The 17,700-nt window shown below is 39.1% G+C and carries 17 protein-coding genes; 12 read left to right on the forward strand and 5 right to left on the reverse strand.

What is annotated here, in order from left to right:
• Nucleotides 1–53 precede the first annotated feature (53 nt).
• From ACJHV0_RS10595 to grxB, 4 genes are read left to right on the forward strand one after another with little or no spacing between them, the layout of a single operon-like run.
• Nucleotides 54–818: a uroporphyrinogen-III synthase gene (locus tag ACJHV0_RS10595; RefSeq protein WP_483134177.1), complete on the forward strand. Its 765-nt coding sequence runs from the start codon at nt 54–56 to the stop codon at nt 816–818.
• Nucleotides 819–829: 11 nt separating this feature from the next.
• On the forward strand, nt 830–2,221 hold the full coding sequence (locus tag ACJHV0_RS10600; RefSeq protein ID WP_483134178.1) for a uroporphyrinogen-III C-methyltransferase: 1,392 nt from the start codon (nt 830–832) through the stop codon (nt 2,219–2,221).
• A 21-nt stretch (nt 2,222–2,242) separates the two neighbouring features.
• A complete protein-coding gene (locus ACJHV0_RS10605; RefSeq protein ID WP_334256530.1) occupies nt 2,243–3,508 on the forward strand; it encodes a heme biosynthesis protein HemY in 1,266 nt (421 codons plus the stop codon).
• A gap of 59 nt (nt 3,509–3,567) precedes the next feature.
• Nucleotides 3,568–4,215: a glutaredoxin 2 gene (gene grxB, locus ACJHV0_RS10610; protein WP_483134179.1), complete on the forward strand. Its 648-nt coding sequence runs from the start codon at nt 3,568–3,570 to the stop codon at nt 4,213–4,215.
• A 39-nt stretch (nt 4,216–4,254) separates the two neighbouring features.
• Here grxB and ACJHV0_RS10615 read toward each other — a convergent pair whose 3' ends face one another.
• Nucleotides 4,255–5,118 (reverse strand): DUF808 domain-containing protein, encoded by an 864-nt coding sequence (locus ACJHV0_RS10615; RefSeq protein ID WP_483134180.1) that lies wholly within the window; start codon nt 5,116–5,118, stop codon nt 4,255–4,257.
• 71 nt (nt 5,119–5,189) lie between these two features.
• Nucleotides 5,190–5,459, reverse strand: a complete 270-nt coding sequence (rpsO, locus tag ACJHV0_RS10620; protein ID WP_005597777.1) for a 30S ribosomal protein S15 — start codon at nt 5,457–5,459, stop codon at nt 5,190–5,192.
• Between the two features lie 187 nt (nt 5,460–5,646).
• On the opposite strand from rpsO, the gene ACJHV0_RS10625 reads away from it, so the two are divergent.
• The 4 genes from ACJHV0_RS10625 to apbC all read left to right on the forward strand — a co-directional run bounded on the left by ACJHV0_RS10625 (nt 5,647) and on the right by apbC (nt 10,936).
• Nucleotides 5,647–7,518, forward strand: a complete 1,872-nt coding sequence (locus ACJHV0_RS10625) for a SurA N-terminal domain-containing protein (RefSeq protein WP_483134181.1) — start codon at nt 5,647–5,649, stop codon at nt 7,516–7,518.
• Between the two features lie 99 nt (nt 7,519–7,617).
• Nucleotides 7,618–8,268, forward strand: a complete 651-nt coding sequence (locus tag ACJHV0_RS10630) for a YchE family NAAT transporter (RefSeq protein ID WP_025235637.1) — start codon at nt 7,618–7,620, stop codon at nt 8,266–8,268.
• A gap of 20 nt (nt 8,269–8,288) precedes the next feature.
• Nucleotides 8,289–9,842 carry a peptide ABC transporter substrate-binding protein gene (locus ACJHV0_RS10635; RefSeq protein ID WP_483134182.1) on the forward strand — a complete coding sequence of 518 codons (1,554 nt, stop codon included), beginning with the start codon at nt 8,289–8,291 and terminating at the stop codon, nt 9,840–9,842.
• Complete coding sequence (gene apbC / locus ACJHV0_RS10640; protein ID WP_025235639.1) at nt 9,839–10,936, forward strand: iron-sulfur cluster carrier protein ApbC; 1,098 nt, start codon at nt 9,839–9,841, stop codon at nt 10,934–10,936. The genes ACJHV0_RS10635 and apbC overlap by 4 nt, the downstream gene beginning before the upstream one ends.
• A 63-nt stretch (nt 10,937–10,999) precedes the next feature.
• On the opposite strand, the gene ACJHV0_RS10645 is transcribed toward apbC, so the two are convergent.
• The gene (locus ACJHV0_RS10645) at nt 11,000–11,710 is read right to left on the reverse strand and encodes a 3-deoxy-D-manno-octulosonic acid kinase (RefSeq protein ID WP_483134183.1); all 711 of its coding nucleotides are present in this window, start codon (nt 11,708–11,710) and stop codon (nt 11,000–11,002) included.
• A 99-nt stretch (nt 11,711–11,809) separates the two neighbouring features.
• Here ACJHV0_RS10645 and folE point away from each other — a divergent pair, with 99 nt between their 5' ends.
• Both folE and truA read left to right on the forward strand, forming a co-directional pair.
• Complete coding sequence (gene folE, locus ACJHV0_RS10650) at nt 11,810–12,499, forward strand: GTP cyclohydrolase I FolE (RefSeq protein ID WP_188155967.1); 690 nt, start codon at nt 11,810–11,812, stop codon at nt 12,497–12,499.
• 72 nt (nt 12,500–12,571) lie between these two features.
• Nucleotides 12,572–13,357: a tRNA pseudouridine(38-40) synthase TruA gene (gene truA / locus ACJHV0_RS10655; RefSeq protein ID WP_483134184.1), complete on the forward strand. Its 786-nt coding sequence runs from the start codon at nt 12,572–12,574 to the stop codon at nt 13,355–13,357.
• Between the two features lie 52 nt (nt 13,358–13,409).
• Here the strand turns inward: truA and ACJHV0_RS10660 are convergent, their stop codons facing one another.
• Nucleotides 13,410–15,557, reverse strand: a complete 2,148-nt coding sequence (locus ACJHV0_RS10660; protein WP_483134185.1) for a heavy metal translocating P-type ATPase — start codon at nt 15,555–15,557, stop codon at nt 13,410–13,412.
• Nucleotides 15,557–15,757 carry a heavy-metal-associated domain-containing protein gene (locus ACJHV0_RS10665; protein WP_483134186.1) on the reverse strand — a complete coding sequence of 67 codons (201 nt, stop codon included), beginning with the start codon at nt 15,755–15,757 and terminating at the stop codon, nt 15,557–15,559. The genes ACJHV0_RS10660 and ACJHV0_RS10665 overlap by 1 nt, the downstream gene beginning before the upstream one ends.
• Nucleotides 15,758–15,831: 74 nt before the next feature.
• Here ACJHV0_RS10665 and ACJHV0_RS10670 point away from each other — a divergent pair, with 74 nt between their 5' ends.
• A complete protein-coding gene (locus ACJHV0_RS10670) occupies nt 15,832–16,221 on the forward strand; it encodes a MerR family DNA-binding protein (RefSeq protein ID WP_463625393.1) in 390 nt (129 codons plus the stop codon).
• A 96-nt stretch (nt 16,222–16,317) separates the two neighbouring features.
• Nucleotides 16,318–17,700, forward strand: a 1,383-nt coding sequence (gene parE / locus ACJHV0_RS10675) for a DNA topoisomerase IV subunit B (protein WP_483134187.1), incomplete at its 3' end; no start/stop codon positions are given.

Here is a 17,700-nt window from a genome sequence, read left to right on the forward strand (position 1 = left end):
AGGTGCAGATAAAATTTTAGCCGAAGTTTATAGCGATAATCCTATCAAATAAAATGAATGTACTTGTAACACGCCCTGATAATCGAGGGCAAGAATTGGTCGATATGCTCAATGAACGACAAATTTTTGCCGTACATCAGCCGTTATTTACGATTGAGGCAGGCAGTGAATTACCGCTATTGCCTTCTGTACTGTCTCGTCTTAAATCGGGCGATTATGTTTTTGTGGTTTCGCCAAATGCAGTGGATTATGCAGTGAAAACATTAACGGATACAGGGTTCCACTTTCGTTCGGATTTAAAATATTTTGCGGTAGGACAACGAACGGCAAAATATTTTACCGAAAAAGCTGAACAAGCGGTTATTTATCCGCTAGAATCAGAAAATAGTGAAGGTGTGTTAGCATTGCCGGATATGCAAGATTTAACCGATAAAACGATTTTGATTTTACGGGCAAATTCCGGGCGTGAGTTGTTAGCTGAAACTGCGATGTTGCGTGGGGCAAGCATTCAATATTTGGAATGTTATCGTAGAGAACCTGTTACGGTAGATATTCCGGAAAAAATTAGTGTTTGTAAGCGTTTAGGTGTGAATACTATTGTGATTACCAGCAGTGAAATTTTAAAAAGCCTATATGAACAAACAAATGAAAATTGCCGAGAATGGCTATTTGAGTGTAATCTTGTGGTAGTAAGCCAGCGTATTGGCAAAATTGCTAAGCAGATGGGGTGGCAATCAGATAAAATTTTTGTATCGGATAGAGCCGATTATGTAACGTTGATGGATACCTTATTATTTAAAATTGACAAATCTAACTAAGGTGGGCGAGTATGTCAAAATCAAGAAAAGTACCTGAAAAAGTAGAAAATACGACAGAGGATGTTGTAGTAGAAAACCAACAAGCGGTCAATTCTACACAATCTTTTGCAAAAAATGAGATTGAGGAAGATATTTTGAACGAGACTATTATTGAAGAAAAAGAAGCACCGCTAAAAGAGAGTATTCCGGCAGAGGAAAAAATCACAGCTGAAGAAAAAGTGATTGTTCAGAAGTCGGGCGGAAAAGGTTTGGCTTTATTAGCCTTGTTAGTGGCACTTGCTGTGGGTGGTGCTGGTCATTTTATGGCAAATAAAAAATTTGATGAGGTGGAAGCCCAAATTCAAGCCTTATCAACTAAAGCAAATCAGCAAGCATCAGCCCAAACTGCAGTTGAAATGCCAAATTTTGATAATGAAAAAGCTCAAATTGCAGAGCTTTCAACTCATTATCAAAAAGCGTTAGATCGTATTAAAGAGCTTGAAAACGCACAAAGTGGTTATACTCAACAAATTAGTGGTTTACAGCTACAATTGCAAAAATTAAATAATTCTTCGGGTTCGGATAAAACCTTCTGGCTATTATCAGAAGCCGATTTCCTATTAAACAATGCTGCTCGTAAAGTGGTTTTGGATAATGATATTGATACAGCGAAAAATCTGTTGTTAGAGGCTGATCAAGTTTTAACTCAAGTACCGAATGCAACAAATGTGCGTGAAGCAATCAAGGCTGATTTAAATACGTTAAATAGCATCAACAACATTGATCAAAATGCGTTAATGCAGCGTGTGGCAAATTTAACTAATCGATTAGATGATTTACCGATTTTAGAAAGTGAACAATCGCAAGCTGCTATTGCAGAAGGTCAAGTCAGTGATTCGATTGCTGATTGGGAGAAAAACTTAGAGAAAAGTGCAAGTTCATTCTTAGATCATTTTATTCGTGTTTCTAAACGTAACGTTGCTGATGAAAAAGCTTTTGTTGCCCCTAACCAGGAAATTTACTTGCGTGAAAATATCCGTTTACGTTTACAAATTGCGATTTTAGCAATTCCTCGCCAGCAAAGTGAATTCTATAAAAAATCACTACAAACAGTGGGTTCTTGGGTAAGAAGTTATTTTGATACTTCGAATGAAAATGTACAAAATTTCTTGAAAGAAGTTGATGATTTAGCAGAACAAACTATTTATGTTGATGCTCCGGATTCATTACAAAGTTTGAAAGTATTATCTCAGCAAATTAATAAAACACCTCAACAAATTGAGAAAGTAGAAATTAAAGCTGAGAAAGAATTGGAGCAAGTAGAACCTGTGAAGCAAGAACAGACAGAGTCTGGGAAACCTGCAGAAACAGAAGCGGCTAAATCAGAGGAAGTTTCTGAACAGCCAACTCCTTCCGCACAATAAGAATAAAAGGAGAATTAAATTATGTTTAGAACGCTCTTTTTAATGCTTTTATTATTGGCAGGCTTAATTGCAGGACCTTATATTTCAGGAAATCAAGGTTACGTCAGAATTGAAACGGCAACTACAGTTATTGAAATGAGCATTGTAATGCTTGTGGTGTTCTTTGTAGTTACGATGGCGGTAGTTTATCTGCTTGAATGGATTTTTACTAAAATTTGTCGTATGAGTAGCGGTGCTTATAATTGGTTCTCAACACGTAAGCATAAAAAAGCTCAGCAAGAAACCCTTGAAGGCTTAATGCGTATGAGTGAAGGTAACTACTCTAAAGCAGAGAAGCTATTTAGTAAAAATGCCAAACACGCAGATGAGCCTGTACTGAACCTGATTAAAGCAGCTGAAGCTGCTCAACAAAATGGTGATGATTTAGCGGCGAATAAATATTTAATTAAAGCCACTGAAATTGCAGGACCAAATAATGTTGCGATTGAGTTGGCTCGCACCAAAATCTTATTACAGCAAGGTAAACTACCGGCTGCTCGTACTGCGATTGATAGCTTATTAGAGTTAGCTCCGCATAATGATGAAGTACTACGTTTAGCAGTTCAAATCTACAGAGAATCAAAAGCCTATATCGCTTTAGATCGCTTATTATCAGAAATAGGGCAACGTAATTTCTTAACACCTGTAGAGTATGCGGAATTAGAACATTTTGTTGATGATGGTTTACAAGATGAACGCTTACAAGAAGAAGGGCAAGAAGGTCTACTCACTTGGTGGGAAAATCAGCCAAATCGCCGTCGTAAATCGGTTTACAGCCGTGTTGGTGTGATTAAACGCTTAATTGACAGTGATGATCATCAATCAGCAGAAGAAATTGCGTTAGAAACCTTGAAAAAATTTGAAGATGAGCAATTACACGGATTATTCGTACAATTAACTCGCCTACAAGTGGCTTCTGACAGCAAATTAGTGAAAGTATTAACTAAACGTGCCGATAAAGCGAATATTAAATATACAGATGATTATGCAAGAGCTTTAGGTTATGTTTACACGCGTAACAGTGAATATGCAAAAGCGAAAACGCAGTTTGAGTTGTTATTAGCCCACGATGAATGTCAGCCTGACGACCGTATTATGGCATTGCACGTTGCAGAACAAACAAATGACCATATACTTGCAAATCGTATCCGTGAGGAGAACCTCAAACAAGTAAATATGGACGTTTTACCTAAGCCAGATGAGGTTCTCGCGTTACCTGAAAATGTAGATAATGTGAAACCATTATAATGTTAAAAATAGCAGGTTTTCCCTGCTATTTTTGTATTTCCCTTTTCAACGGAGTTGTTATGAAATTATACGTTTACGATCACTGCCCATATTGTGCAAGGGCTAGAATGGTTTTTGGATTAAAAGATTTACCGGTGGAATTGGTAATGATTGCAAATGATGATGAAGCAACACCTATTGGCTTAGTAGGTAAAAAAGTTGTGCCGATTTTAGTGAAAGAAGATGGCACTGCAATGCCTGAAAGTTTAGATATTGTACGTTATGTCGATACGCATTACAGCAATCCGATGATTACAGATAACATTCGACCGGAAATTGAACAATGGGTTAGCAAATTATCGAAAGTTTATAATCATTTATTACTCCCTCGTTTCGTAAAATTAGACTTAGCCGAATTTGAAAAACAAAGTGCAATTGACTATTTTGTGAAGAAGAAAACAGAAAGTATCGGTGATTTTGCACAGAATTTAGCCGAAACAGACAAATACATTGCTACTGTTCAGCCATTAATTGATGAATTATCAGATCTGATTAAATCAGAGAAAGCATTGAATGGCGAGTTATCTCTGGAAGATATTATCGTATTACCAATGCTTAGAAATTTAACTTGTGTGAAATACATTAAATTTCCAGCAAAAGTATTAGACTACATTAATAAAATGGCAGAATTGAGTAAAATTGATTTATATTTTGCCAAAGCAATTTAAACATAAAGCGTTGGTTTTGAGAACCAACGCTTTTAAATTTTAGTGTGCTTTCTTTTTAGAAAATACTTTTATAAGAGGTAAGATAATTAAACAAGCAATAGTGCCGACAATGATACCAACCACTAAATCAACCAAGAATAAAAAATTAGGATTGATATTTAATGTTTCGACGAAATGATGAATTATTGGTAAATTATGGGTAAAGATGCCACCACCTACTAAAAACATTGCGTTAGTTCCGATAACAGAAAGTCCTTTCATAAACCAAGGCATTGTAAATAATAAGCCTTTTCCGACCGCTTGTGAGAATGCACTTTTTTTCTGAATAAGCCATAAGCCGATATCATCTAATTTTACAATTAATGCAACCAAACCATACACAAACACTGTAATACCGATTCCAATAGCAGAAAGCGATAAAATTTTGGTCAGAGTAGATGAATCTTGTAGCACTCCTAAAGCAATAATAATAATTTCTGCAGATAAAATAAAATCGGTACGAATAGCTCCTCTGATTTTATCTTTTTCCGAAAGTTCTTCTTTAGGGTTGTCTTCGCCTTTATGGAAGACGTGATGAAGTAATTTTTCCACACCTTCAAAACATAAATAAGCTCCACCAATCATTAATAATGGAACAATTAATTGCGGCAGAAAGAATGATAAAAGCAATGCAACGGGAATTAAGATCACTTTGTTAATAAATGATCCTTTGGCAACTTCCCAAACAATCGGCAATTCACGCTCTGGGGTTACATTTTTTCCGCTCACTTGATTGGCATTTAAGGCAAGATCATCGCCAATTACACCAGCGGTTTTCTTTGCAGCCATTTTAGTCATAATAGACACATCATCAAGAACAGCAGCAATATCATCTAATAAAGTAAATAATGATGCAAATGCCATAATTTTTCCTCGAATAAAATTTATAAAAAAGCCGAACTTTTCAGCTCGGCTCTCATATTCAATATTTGAAATTAGCGACGTAAACCTAAACGTGCGATAGTTTCTGAATATTTAGCAAGATCAGTACGTTTTAAGTAGTCTAATAATTTACGACGGCGTGAAACCATACGTAATAAACCACGACGACCGTGGTGATCTTTTTTGTGCTCAGCAAAGTGTGCTTGTAAGTGGTTGATTTGTGCAGTTAATAATGCAATTTGAACTTCTGAAGAACCGGTATCTTTTGCATCACGACCAAATTCAGCAACGATTTTTGCTTTTGCTTCTACGCTTAGAGACATTTTTATTTCCTTTTTGTTAAGGGTTGATAATACATCAATAGCCGATCTCTAACTCAGCTATGACAGGAATTGCGAATTTTAAAGAGAAAGCGGCTAAATTTCAATAAAAATTTGCAATTTATTTCTAATGTGAGAAAGAGTATAATCAATAGCAATTTTTTATGTTTTAAGTATTAGGAATTTTTAAATGATTGAATCAATGCACGAGCGGTCAAAAGGACCTGTGTTTAAAATTATTTTTGCCTTAATCACACTTTCATTTGTTATTGGTGGAGTGGGTTCTGGTTTAATGGCGACAGATAATTCTGTGGCTAAAGTGAATGGCGAAGAAATTAGCCAACAGCTTTTTAATAATGCGGTTAATCGTCAGCAAAATGTTTTAAATACCGAAATGGGCAGCCGTTTTTGGGATTTAATGGATAACCCTGAATATGCAAAACAATTTAATCAATCAGTGCTAAATAGCTTGATTGATGAAGAATTGTTACGCCAATATGCAAAAGATCTAAAATTAGGCGTGAGTGCGGAACAAATTAAATCTGAAATCGTAAACAGCCAAATGTTCCAACAAGATGGCAAATTTAGTAATGAATTATATCAACAAACCTTACGCCACAATAATTTAAGCCCTGATGCTTATGCAGCAATTGTACACGAGGGTATGTTGCAATCCCAAATTCAAGAAGGGATCGTAAGTAGTGATTTTACTGTGCCGGCACAGCAAGAAACCTTAGCAAAATTATTGCTACAACAACGTGAAGTGCGTTTAGCTGAGTTTTCAATTGCAAAAGAAATGGAAAATCAGACCGCTTCACAAGAAGAATTACAGACCTACTATGATGCGAATAAAACCAAGTTATTAGCACCTGAGAAATTAACGGTTGAATATGTAGCTTTTTCACCAAAAGATGTTGAGAGCAAAATAGATATTACTGATGAGCAAATTCAAACCTATTATGATCGCAATAAAGGCGATTATGTTACTAAAGGTGAAGCACATTTAGCTCATATTCAAGTCGCAACAGAAACAGAGGCTCAAGCAGTTGAGCAAGAACTTAAAAACGGTGCAGATTTTGCCACTGCTGCAAAAGCAAAATCAGCAGATACATTATCAGCTAATAACGGCGGTGATTTAGGCTGGGCAAAAGCAGGTACTTTCCCGAAAGCATTTGAAGATGCGGTAGCAAATTTAGAGGCAGGGCAAGTAAGTAATCCGGTTAAAGTGGATAATGCTTACCATATTATCAAAGTGTTAGAACGCAAGCCTGAGCAAGCAATTGAGTTAGCTCAAGTGAAAGACAAAATTGCTCAAACGATTCGTCAAGAGTTAGTATTAACCGAATATTCAAATATCGCTCGTGAAATGGCTAATAGAGCTTTTGAAAATAATTCTTCACTGGAAGAAGTCGCAAAAGCCGGTAATGTGAAAGTTCAAAAAACCGAACAATTTACTCGTGCAAATGTACCGGCTGCATTACAGAATGAGAAAGTATTAAAAGCGTTATTTGAAGGCGAGCTACGCCAAAATAAACAAAACTCTGATGCGTTAGATATCGGTACAGATACCGCCCCACAAACATTATTTGTGCGTGTGAGTGAGTACGAAGCAGAACGCCTACAAACGTTAGAAGAAGCAAAATCGGCGGTTGAAAACTTTGTGACAGCAGAGAAAGCGGAGAAAGTATTATTAGCTAAAGCAGAAGAAAACGTAAAAGCGTTAAATGAAGGCAAATCAGCTGAGGTGAAATTTAATGCTCCACAAACATTAGTTTATATGCAGTCAGAGGTGGAAAATCCTGCCTTAGCTCAAACAGTGTTTGCAATGAAACAAGAGCAAAATAAACCGGCTTACCAAATTGCACGTAACCAAAAAGGTGATGTTGTGATTGTAGCATTGGATAAAATTGTAGAGGGGAATACGGAACAATTTAAAGCTCTTGCTCCACAATTTGAGCAAGCTAACCAACTAATGTTGCGTAATGAGCTATTAAAAGCCCTTCGAGCAAAAGCCTCTGTAGAAATTAATGACGAGTTTATGCAACAAAACTCATCACGATAGTTTAAGTTTTGATTAAGTAAAAAAGCACTCGGTCTTGTTTAAGACCGGGTGCTTTTCCTATATAATACGGCTGAAATATCGTTATTTGAGAAAGTGTTTGTGGAAATCGTCATTAATTTTGCCATCTACCTCCAATTCTTCATTGGGTTGTTTGCTATTGTTAATCCCTTTGGTTCTTTACCTATTTTCTTCAGTATGACAGCCCACCAATATGAAGGGGAGCGAAACCGCACCAGTCTTATTACTGCCGTTTCTATTGGTGTGATTTTATTAGTCAGCCTTTATTTTGGAAATCTCATTCTAAATGCCTTTAGTATTTCACTTAGTTCTTTTAGAGTTGCAGGTGGTATTTTGATTGTCAGCATAGCAATGACGATGATTAGCGGTAAGCTCGGTGAACACAAGCAAAATAAAGAAGAGAAAAACGAAGATATTACCGAATATGAAAATATTGGTGTTGTGCCACTTGCAATGCCAATTATGGCGGGACCGGGAGCAATAGGCTCAACCATTGTATGGGGAACGCGTTATCACGCTTGGGAAGACTATGTCGGCTTTAGTATTGCCATCATTATTTTTGCATTAATTTGTTATATCTTATTTCGTTACTCAGCTCCGTTAGTTAAAAAATTAGGCAAAACAGGCTCAAATGTGGTTACCCGTATTATGGGGTTAATTCTAATGGCTCTTGGTATTGAAATTATTGTGGCAGGTTTGACAACATTGTTCCCTGCACTTCTTGTTAAATAACTTATTTTGGCGAGATGCTTATGTTGAAATTGTTACAAGCGGTTAAAATTGCAAAAAGATTTGCAAAAATGACCGCTTGCGTGTTACTGCTCACCTCTTGTGATAAATTAAATAGCCCGAAACCGATTTCTCAGCCGCCTATTGAAAATCAGCCAAGTAGCACGGAGCTTAAACGAGCTATCTATTCTGCGGTTTTCCAGCTCGATCCGCATAAAGTAAAGGTATCGGCTGATGCTGCACCGCTACGAGATTTATTGGTAGGGTTGATGGCATACAACGTAAAAGGTGATGTTGTGCCAGCCATTGCACAAAATTGGTTTACTGAAGATGAAAAGTCGTGGTTATTTATTTTAGACGATAAAGCCGCTTGGTCGAACGGTAAAGCTGTTACTGCACAAGATTTTGTCGCGAGCTGGCAACGTTTGATTGACCCGACCAATCATTCTTTATTGGCAAAATATCTGGTTTATATGGGTATTGAAAATGCTAAAGCGATTACAGAACAGCAAAAACCGGCTTCGGAGCTGGGTGTTAGTGCATTAAATGACCATACTCTACAAATTCGCCTTAGCCAGCCAAATCGTCAATTACCGGCAATGTTGGCACACGTTGCATTGTTACCGACTTATCAAGGAAAAGATCCTGATTCTGCCGGTTTTGTCAGCAATGCGGCTTACCAAATCAAACAAATAGCAGATAAAAAACTCCTGCTACAAGCTCGTTCTGAAAATGTACCGTTTCAAACCGTCGAGTACAATTTAATTACGACTATCCAAAATTATTCGCCGTTTGATATTGTGGAAAATCCACTATCAAGCCAGAAAACTAATATCGTTAAGCTCCCTCGTTTATGTTCATATTATTATGAATTTAATTTTAATGACGAGCAGCTCAGTAAGAAAGAAGTTCGCGAAGCATTAAGATCGATGGTAGCTTCGGCAAATATTGGGTACGATCACGGTATTCAAAGCCAGTCGGTTATTCCACATAACTTAGTAAAAGATCGAGAAAGACAATGGCAGCCAATCATTATTGAGCAACTGTTAATGAAAGCCGGTGTGAGTTTGCATAATCCTTTAAAACTTGCTCTGTTATATGATGATAGTGAGATGAATAGCGATATTGCAAACCAGATTACTCGCACATTATCACAATCAGAACTGTTTAATATTACGCCGAAACCGGTGGATTGGCAGACGGCTAATCAATTACGCGAGCAGAAAGATTATCAGCTAATACGCTCCGGCTGGTGTGCAGATTATCCTGATCCGCTCATCTTTTTACAGAAATTTCATTCAGCAAGCCCGGATAATCACTCCGGTTATAAAAACGATTTAGTTGATGAAAAGTTAAATCAATTACAAGCAGAAACGCTAAACCAAGAGCAACGCTCACTATTGATTAACGAGATCAATGACCAGCTTTATAACGATGTTGCAGTATTACCGTTATTTCAGTATCAACACAGAATAGGCGTAGTTTCCTCCCTTTGGGGTATTGATTTAAGTAACGATAGCGAAGTAATTTATAGCAAGGATTTAAAACGTATTTCAGAACAAAAGGATAAACAATGAACCAATTAACCGAACTGCAACTTGTTGAAATTAAAAATATTTTACAACAATTTGCTCACCCGACATTGCAAAAAGATCTCGTTGCCCTTAATGCTTTCAAAAAAGCAGAATTAGGTGGAGGCATTTTACGCATTGAAATAACAATGCCTTTTGCGTGGAACAGCGGTTTTGCAGCATTAAAAGCAGAAACTGAAGAAAAACTGAAGCAAGCAACGGCTGCAAGCGGTGTAAAATGGGTCTTAAATTACCAAATTGCCACCTTAAAACGTGCTAACAAGCACCCTGCGGTAAATGGAGTAAAAAATATTATTGCGGTAACCTCCGGTAAAGGCGGAGTGGGTAAATCAACCACTTCGGTAAATCTTGCGTTAGCGTTGCAAGCACAAGGGGCAAAGGTAGGGATTTTAGATGCGGATATTTACGGTCCGTCTATTCCGCATATGCTTGGTGCGAAAGATCAACGCCCGACTTCACCGGATAACAAACATATCACACCAATTACAGCTCACGGTTTGCAATCAAACTCAATTGGTTATTTGATGGAAGAGGATAACGCTACCATTTGGCGTGGACCGATGGCAAGTAGTGCATTAAGCCAATTGTTAAATGAAACGTGGTGGAATGAATTAGATTATTTGGTGATTGATATGCCACCGGGTACGGGGGATATTCAGCTTACGCTTTCACAACAAATCCCTGTAACAGGTGCAGTGGTAGTTACCACACCACAAGATATTGCATTATTAGATGCGGTAAAAGGCATTTCAATGTTTGAAAAAGTCTCTGTGCCGGTGTTGGGGGTGATTGAAAATATGTCAATGCACATTTGCTCAAATTGCGGACACTCTGAGGCGATTTTTGGCACAGGTGGGGCGGATAAAATCGCACAAAAATACGGTACGCAAGTACTTGCTCAACTACCATTACACATTCGCTTGCGTGAAGATTTAGATAGCGGTGTGCCAACGGTTGTCGCAGCACCGGAACACGAAATCAGCCAAGCCTATTTAGCATTGGCTGAAAAAGTAGCGGCTGAGCTTTACTGGCAAGGGAGTGTTATTCCGTCTGAAATTATGATCCGTGAAGTGAAATAATTTTGCAAAAATAAATGGAAAATATACCGCTTGCAGCTGTAATGATCTTCAGGCGGTATATTTTTATCGGGCAGAGTATCCTTTCAAAACAGCTTGCCAATTTTCTTCATTAAATAGAATATTCAACCGAGTTTGTTCTTTTTTGAACGAACGCAACAGTCTATCTAAATTGCTTTGTTTCCAACTTTCACCTTGCTCAATACCACATTTGTCAAAATCAATCAGCCAAAATCTCCCCTCATTACCGAGTAAAATATTATGAATATTCAAATCAGAATGATGGACTTGATGGTTATGCAAACGACGAATGAGTTTGCCGATCTGTTCATATTGCTCATTTGAGAGAGCTTGAGATTGCAAGATCTTGCTTAAATCCTGCGTATTCTCTAGTTTTTCCAGCATAATGTCAGCACGATAGCAGCAAAGTGTTTTTTCTACTTTAATTGCAACAGGACGAGGTACGGGCAATCCCCAAGCTAACATTTGTTGTAACAAGAAAAATTCTTTATAAGCACGGGTATTTTCAAAACGGGTAAAAACATAGCTATCTTTAATGAATTTTCCAAACAAACCACCACGATAATAATGGCGTAGTACCACATTAATGCCGAGCTCCGGCACGGTGTTTAAAAAGCACGTTGTGCCACGCCCTTTAGAAAAGCCTAACAAGCGGTCAGAATTTTCAAACGTTTTGCAATTTAATAAAGATTGCACAAATTCTGCCTGCTCTTCAGGAATAAGATCGGCATTAAAAAGATACTGAATATTTTGCATAGTTTAGAAAATAGTGATGGCTGAAATAGCCCATTTTAGAGCTATTTTTTTTGATGTCAATTTGTTAGAATTTCCAGCTTATATTTGAGAGGAAAACCAATGACAACGATCTCGCCCGAATTAAATAGTGCAGAAAATCAACTTTCGCCTGAAGCCCAAAAAGTTCGCCAAGCTTTATTGGCAAAAGGCATTGAAACGCCAACTGTTGCACATCAAAAAGATAAAGACAGCCGCCGAGCGGAAATTCAGCAACATATGCAAGCCGTATTGGAATTGCTTGGTTTAGATTTAACCGATGACAGCTTAGAAGAAACCCCTCATCGTTTGGCGAAAATGTATGTGGACGAGATTTTTAGCGGTTTAGATTACACGACTTTCCCGAAAATCACCAACATTGAGAACCGAATGAAAGTCAGCGAGATGGTGTTAGTTGATGATATTACCCTTACCTCAACTTGCGAGCATCATTTTGTAACTATTGATGGCAAAGTTGCTGTTGCCTATTACCCGAAAAAATGGGTGATTGGTCTTTCAAAAATCAACCGTGTTGTGCAGTTTTTCGCTCAACGTCCACAGGTGCAAGAGCGTTTTACCGAGCAAATTCTAACTGCTTTCCAAACTATTTTGGAAACCGATGATGTGGCGGTATATGTGAAAGCAACGCACTTTTGTGTGAAATGTCGTGGCGTAAAAGATACTAATAGCTATACTGTTACCTCTGCATTTGGTGGCGTGTTCTTAGAAGATAGAGAAACCCGCAAAGAGTTTTTAGGCTTATTAAATAAATAATTTTGTATTATAAGCGGTAAGATTTTTGCAAAATTTTGCAAAAATTCTACCGCTTGCTTATTGGATATTATAATGAAAATCGCATTAGGCGTTGAATATGACGGCAGCCGCTATTTTGGCTGGCAGAAGCAAGAGACGGTGGAAAGCGTACAGCAAAAACTAGAACAAGCCTTATCGGTTGTAGCAAATTCGCCGGTGGAAGTGTTTTGTGCCGGCAGAACCGATGCCGGCGTACACGGCACAGGGCAGGTCGTGCATTTTGAAACAGAAGTTGAACGACCGCTGCAAAGCTGGTGTTTCGGCACTAATGCTCATTTGCCGGATGATATTGCGGTGAAATGGGCGGTGGAAGTCAGTGAGGATTTCCACGCCCGTTTTAGTGCCACTGCTCGCCGTTATCGTTATATTATTTATAACAGCAAATTGCGTTCAGCCATTCTTCCAAAAGGCGTAACCCATTTTCATTTCCCTCTTGATGAAAGCAAAATGCACCAAGCAGGGCAGTTTTTATTGGGTGAAAACGATTTTTCCTCTTTCCGTGCGGCGAAATGCCAATCAAACACGCCGTGGCGAAATATCCACCATTTAAATGTTTCCCGTCAAGGCAATTACGTGATTGTTGATATTCAAGCCAATGCTTTTGTGCATCATATGGTCAGAAATATTGTCGGCACTTTGCTTGAAATCGGGCAGGGCAGACAGCCGGTAGAATGGGCAAAGTGGGTGCTAGAGCAACGAGATAGAGAAAAAGCCGCTCCCACAGCCAAAGCAGAAGGTTTGTATTTGGTAGAAGTGCATTATCCGGAACGTTTCGGTATTCCGAAAACGGCATTAGGTCCCCTGTTTTTGGCAGATTAATTAAGGCAAGCGGTTGAATTTGTAAATTTTTTTGCAAATTCAACCGCTTGAATTATTTCAACAATCTTTGGCTATTCAGCACTACCGTAATAGAGGACAATGTCATCGCAATCGCAGCAATCATCGGGTTGAGTAACCAACCGGTAAACGGATAAAGCACTCCCGCAGCGACAGGAATCGCAACAATATTGTAGAAAAAAGCACCAAGCAAGCTCTGTTTCATATTTTGTAGCACACGTTTTGAGAAAGGGAAGATTTGGCTCACCGGCTCTAATCCGCTTTTCATTAGGGAAAGATCGGCAGTTTCCACCGCAATATCCGAGCCATTGTGCATTGCAATACCCACATTCGCTTGGGCGAGAGCCGGAGCATCGTTAATGCCATCGCCAATCATTGCGACTTTTTTCCCTTCAGCCTGCAACTGACGAATTTTTTCGGCTTTTTGCTCCGGTAATACTTCAGCAATCACGCCATTTAAGCCCAACTCTTTAGCAAAATAGTCAGCCGTTTCTTGGCGATCGCCTGTAAGCATCAAGCATTGATAACCTTCAGCTTGGAACTGTTGGATTGTAGATTTGGCTTCAGGACGCAGTTGGTCTTGCACCGAAATTCTACCAACAACTTCATCATTAACTGCAACATAAATAAGTGTGGCAGTACAAGCGGTGGTTTTTTCCAAAAAATTTACAAATACGGCATTGCCGATTTTAATTTTATCTTCTCCCACTTTGCCTTGAATGCCTAATCCTTTCTCCACTTGAATTTCACTTACCTCGCAAGCGGTCTGATTTTCCGCAAATTTTACAATCGCCTTCGAAATAAGGTGAGAGGCGTGTTGCTCTAAACTTTTGGCAAGAGCAATCAAATGATTTTTATCAAAATCATTGAACGTAATAACTTCCGTAACCTCCATTTGCCCGGTGGTAAGCGTACCGGTTTTATCGAAAACTAAAGTATCAATTTCGCTCCCTGCTTGTAAAGCTTGAATATTTCTGACCAATACGCCAAATTCTGCCGCACGAGCTACACCCGCAATGGTGGAAAGCGGAATGGCTAATCCCAACGCACAAGGGCAGGCAATGATTAATACGGTGGTAAAAATGGAAAGTACAAAGGCGAAATCTTGCCCGACAAGAAGCCAAATCAAGGCAGCAAGTAAAGCGATAGAAACCACCACAGGCACAAACACAGCGGCGACTTTATCGACAAATTGAGCCAGTGGAGGCTTGCTACTTTGTGCGTGGCGAACGGCATTAATTACACGGGCGAGAGCGGTTTGAGAGCCAACTTGTTCGGCAATGTAAATACCTGAGCCATCTTGAACCAGCGTACCGGCTCGGATTTTATCGCCTATTTTTTTCTCAATCGGTAATGCTTCGCCTGTAAGCATTGATTCATCAACCCAAATTGAGCCGCTTGCTAAAATACCATCAACCGCAATACGATCACCCGTTAAGGCTTGCACTCGCATTGCAGGCTTAATGCCTTTCGCAGGAATGGTTTTTGCAATATTTTCTTCAAAAATGACCGCTTGTTTCGGGGCGAGATCGAGCAATTTTTCCAATGCAAGGGAGGAGCGTTGTTTGGCTTTAAGTTCAAGATATTTGCCTAAATTGATAAAGCCGATAATCATCACACTCGCTTCAAAATAGACGTGAGCATTCGACTGTGGAAACAGCGTAAGCCAAAGTGAATAAAGCCAAGCCGTGCCAGTACTTATTGCCATTAGTACATCCATATTGGCAGATTTATTTTTAAGAGCATTATAAGCTCCTAAAAAGAACGATTTGCCTGAAAAATACATTGTAGCAAGTGTGATGAGAGACCAAATCAACCAAAGTGAACGGTTGTTTTCGGTAATCTGCATACCTTTGTAAAAGCCAAACACGACTAATACAAAGCCAATAACAAGAGCCACAATAAATTGTGTACGCTTATGGTTTAGCACGCGTCTTGTTTGAGCTTGTTGCTTAGCTCTGCGTTCTTCCTCACTTTCCAATATCTCTGCCCCAAAACCGATTTTAGTAACGGCGGCAATAAGTGCTTCTGAAGGGGCGTTTCCTTGCACAAAAGCGGTTTGATCGGCAAGATTAACAGAGGCAAAACTGACGTTTTCTACTTTAAGTAACGCTTTTTCAACTCGCCGAACGCAGGCGGCACAATGCATTCCGTCAATTAAAAGTTGTTGTTCGGTTATCATCACGCTAATTTCGCTTCAAAACCAATATCTTCAATCGCTGCAATTAAATCTTCAGCTACAACATTGCCTTCGATTATCGCAGTTTGATTTTCTAAGGTTACGAGGGCTTGCGTTACGCCTACTACTTCATTTAAGGCTTTTTCGACACTTTTTACGCAGTTGCTACAATGTAATCCGTCTAGTTGTAATTTGATTGTCATTATTTTCTCCTATTTTGAGTAATTATTTAAGCGTATAATAAAGTTTAACCTTAGGTTAAAGTCAAGAGGGAAAAATGAATATTAGCCAAGCCGCCGAAAAAACAGGATTATCCACCAAACAAATTCGAGACTACGAAAAAGCAAGGCTGCTCCCTGCTCCAAGTCGAACACAATCTGGTTATCGCTTTTATAATGAAACGGATTTAGATCGATTGTTTTTTATCGGTAATGCAAGAAAAGTGGGCTTCTCACTTGCTCAAATTACCGCTTTATTGAAATTAAATGACAACCCAAATCGCACCAGTCGAGAGGTAAAACAGCTGACCGATCAACATATTGCGGAGCTGGAACAAAAAATCAATGACTTAAACGAAATGCTTAAATTACTCAGAAGTTGGAGCCGTACTTGTTGTGGAAACAATAGCCCTGAGTGTTCTATTTTGAATGGATTGAGAGATCATTGAGCCGACAAGCGGTCTAATTTTCCTAAAACTTTGCAAAACAGGCTAAATTTTCTTAAAATTCAGCCTTATTTTATTTATAAGCTAAGAGAAAGAATAATGTCAGAAAAACGCTATGGGGCGGATGAAATTACCGTTTTGAAAGATCTTGAGCCGGTGCAGCTTCGTCCGGGAATGTACACCGATACCACGCGTCCTAACCATTTAGGACAAGAGGTGATTGATAACAGTGTGGACGAAGCATTATCGGGCTATGCCGATAAAATTGATGTTATTCTCCATAGCGATAATTCATTAGAAGTCGTGGATAATGGGCGAGGAATGCCTGTGGATATTCACTCTACTGAGAAAATTTCAGGCGTTGAGCTTATTTTAACGAAACTGCACGCGGGAGGTAAATTTTCAAATAAAAACTATACCTTCTCCGGCGGTCTGCATGGTGTGGGAATTTCGGTGGTAAATGCCCTTTCCGAGCGTGTGGAAATTCAAATTAAACGTGGCGGTGAGGTGTATTCCATTGCATTTGCCAACGGAGCAAAAGTGGAAGAGCTGACGGTTATCGGCACTTGTCCGAAAAAGCAAACCGGGACAACCGTTCGTTTTTATCCAAACCCAAAATATTTTGATAGCCCTCGATTTTCGGTGAGCCGTTTACGTCATTTGTTGCGTGCCAAAGCGGTACTTTGCCCGAAACTCACCATTAATTTCATTGATAAAATCAATAACACCGAAGAAACTTGGTACTACGAAGACGGTTTATCCGATTATTTAACCGAAGCCTTAAATGGCTATGAAACCGTGCCAAATCCACCATTTATTGGTGATGTAACCGCTGAAACGGAAGCAGTAAGTTGGGCTTTAACTTGGCTACCTGAAGGTGGTGAGTTAGTGGCGGAGAGTTATGTAAACCTTATTCCAACTGCACAAGGTGGCACGCACGTTAATGGTTTACGTAACGGCTTGCTTAAAGCGATGGTGGAGTTCTGCGAAATCCACAACCTGTTGCCGAAAGGCGTGAAACTGACCGCTGACGATGTTTGGAACCGTTGTGCTTATGTGCTTTCACTCAAAATTCAAGAGCCACAATTTGCAGGACAGACGAAAGAGCGTTTATCTTCTCGCCAAGCCTCAAGCTATGTGGATAACACTTTAAAAGATGCGTTTAGTTTGTGGTTAAATCAAAATGTGCAAACCGGTAAATTGATCGCAGAAATGGCGATTAGTTCCGCTCAGAGCCGTTTGCGTGCAGCGAAAAAAGTGGTGCGTAAAAAGCTGGTAAGCGGACCGGCTCTGCCGGGTAAATTAGCGGATTGTACCGCACAAGATTTAAGTCGCACTGAGCTTTTCTTGGTGGAAGGGGATTCTGCCGGCGGTTCGGCAAAACAGGCTCGTGATAAAGAGTATCAAGCCATTCTCCCTCTACGTGGTAAAATTTTAAATACTTGGGAAGTATCATCAGACCAAGTATTAGCTTCACAAGAG

Source organism: Mannheimia sp. (assembly GCF_056854775.1).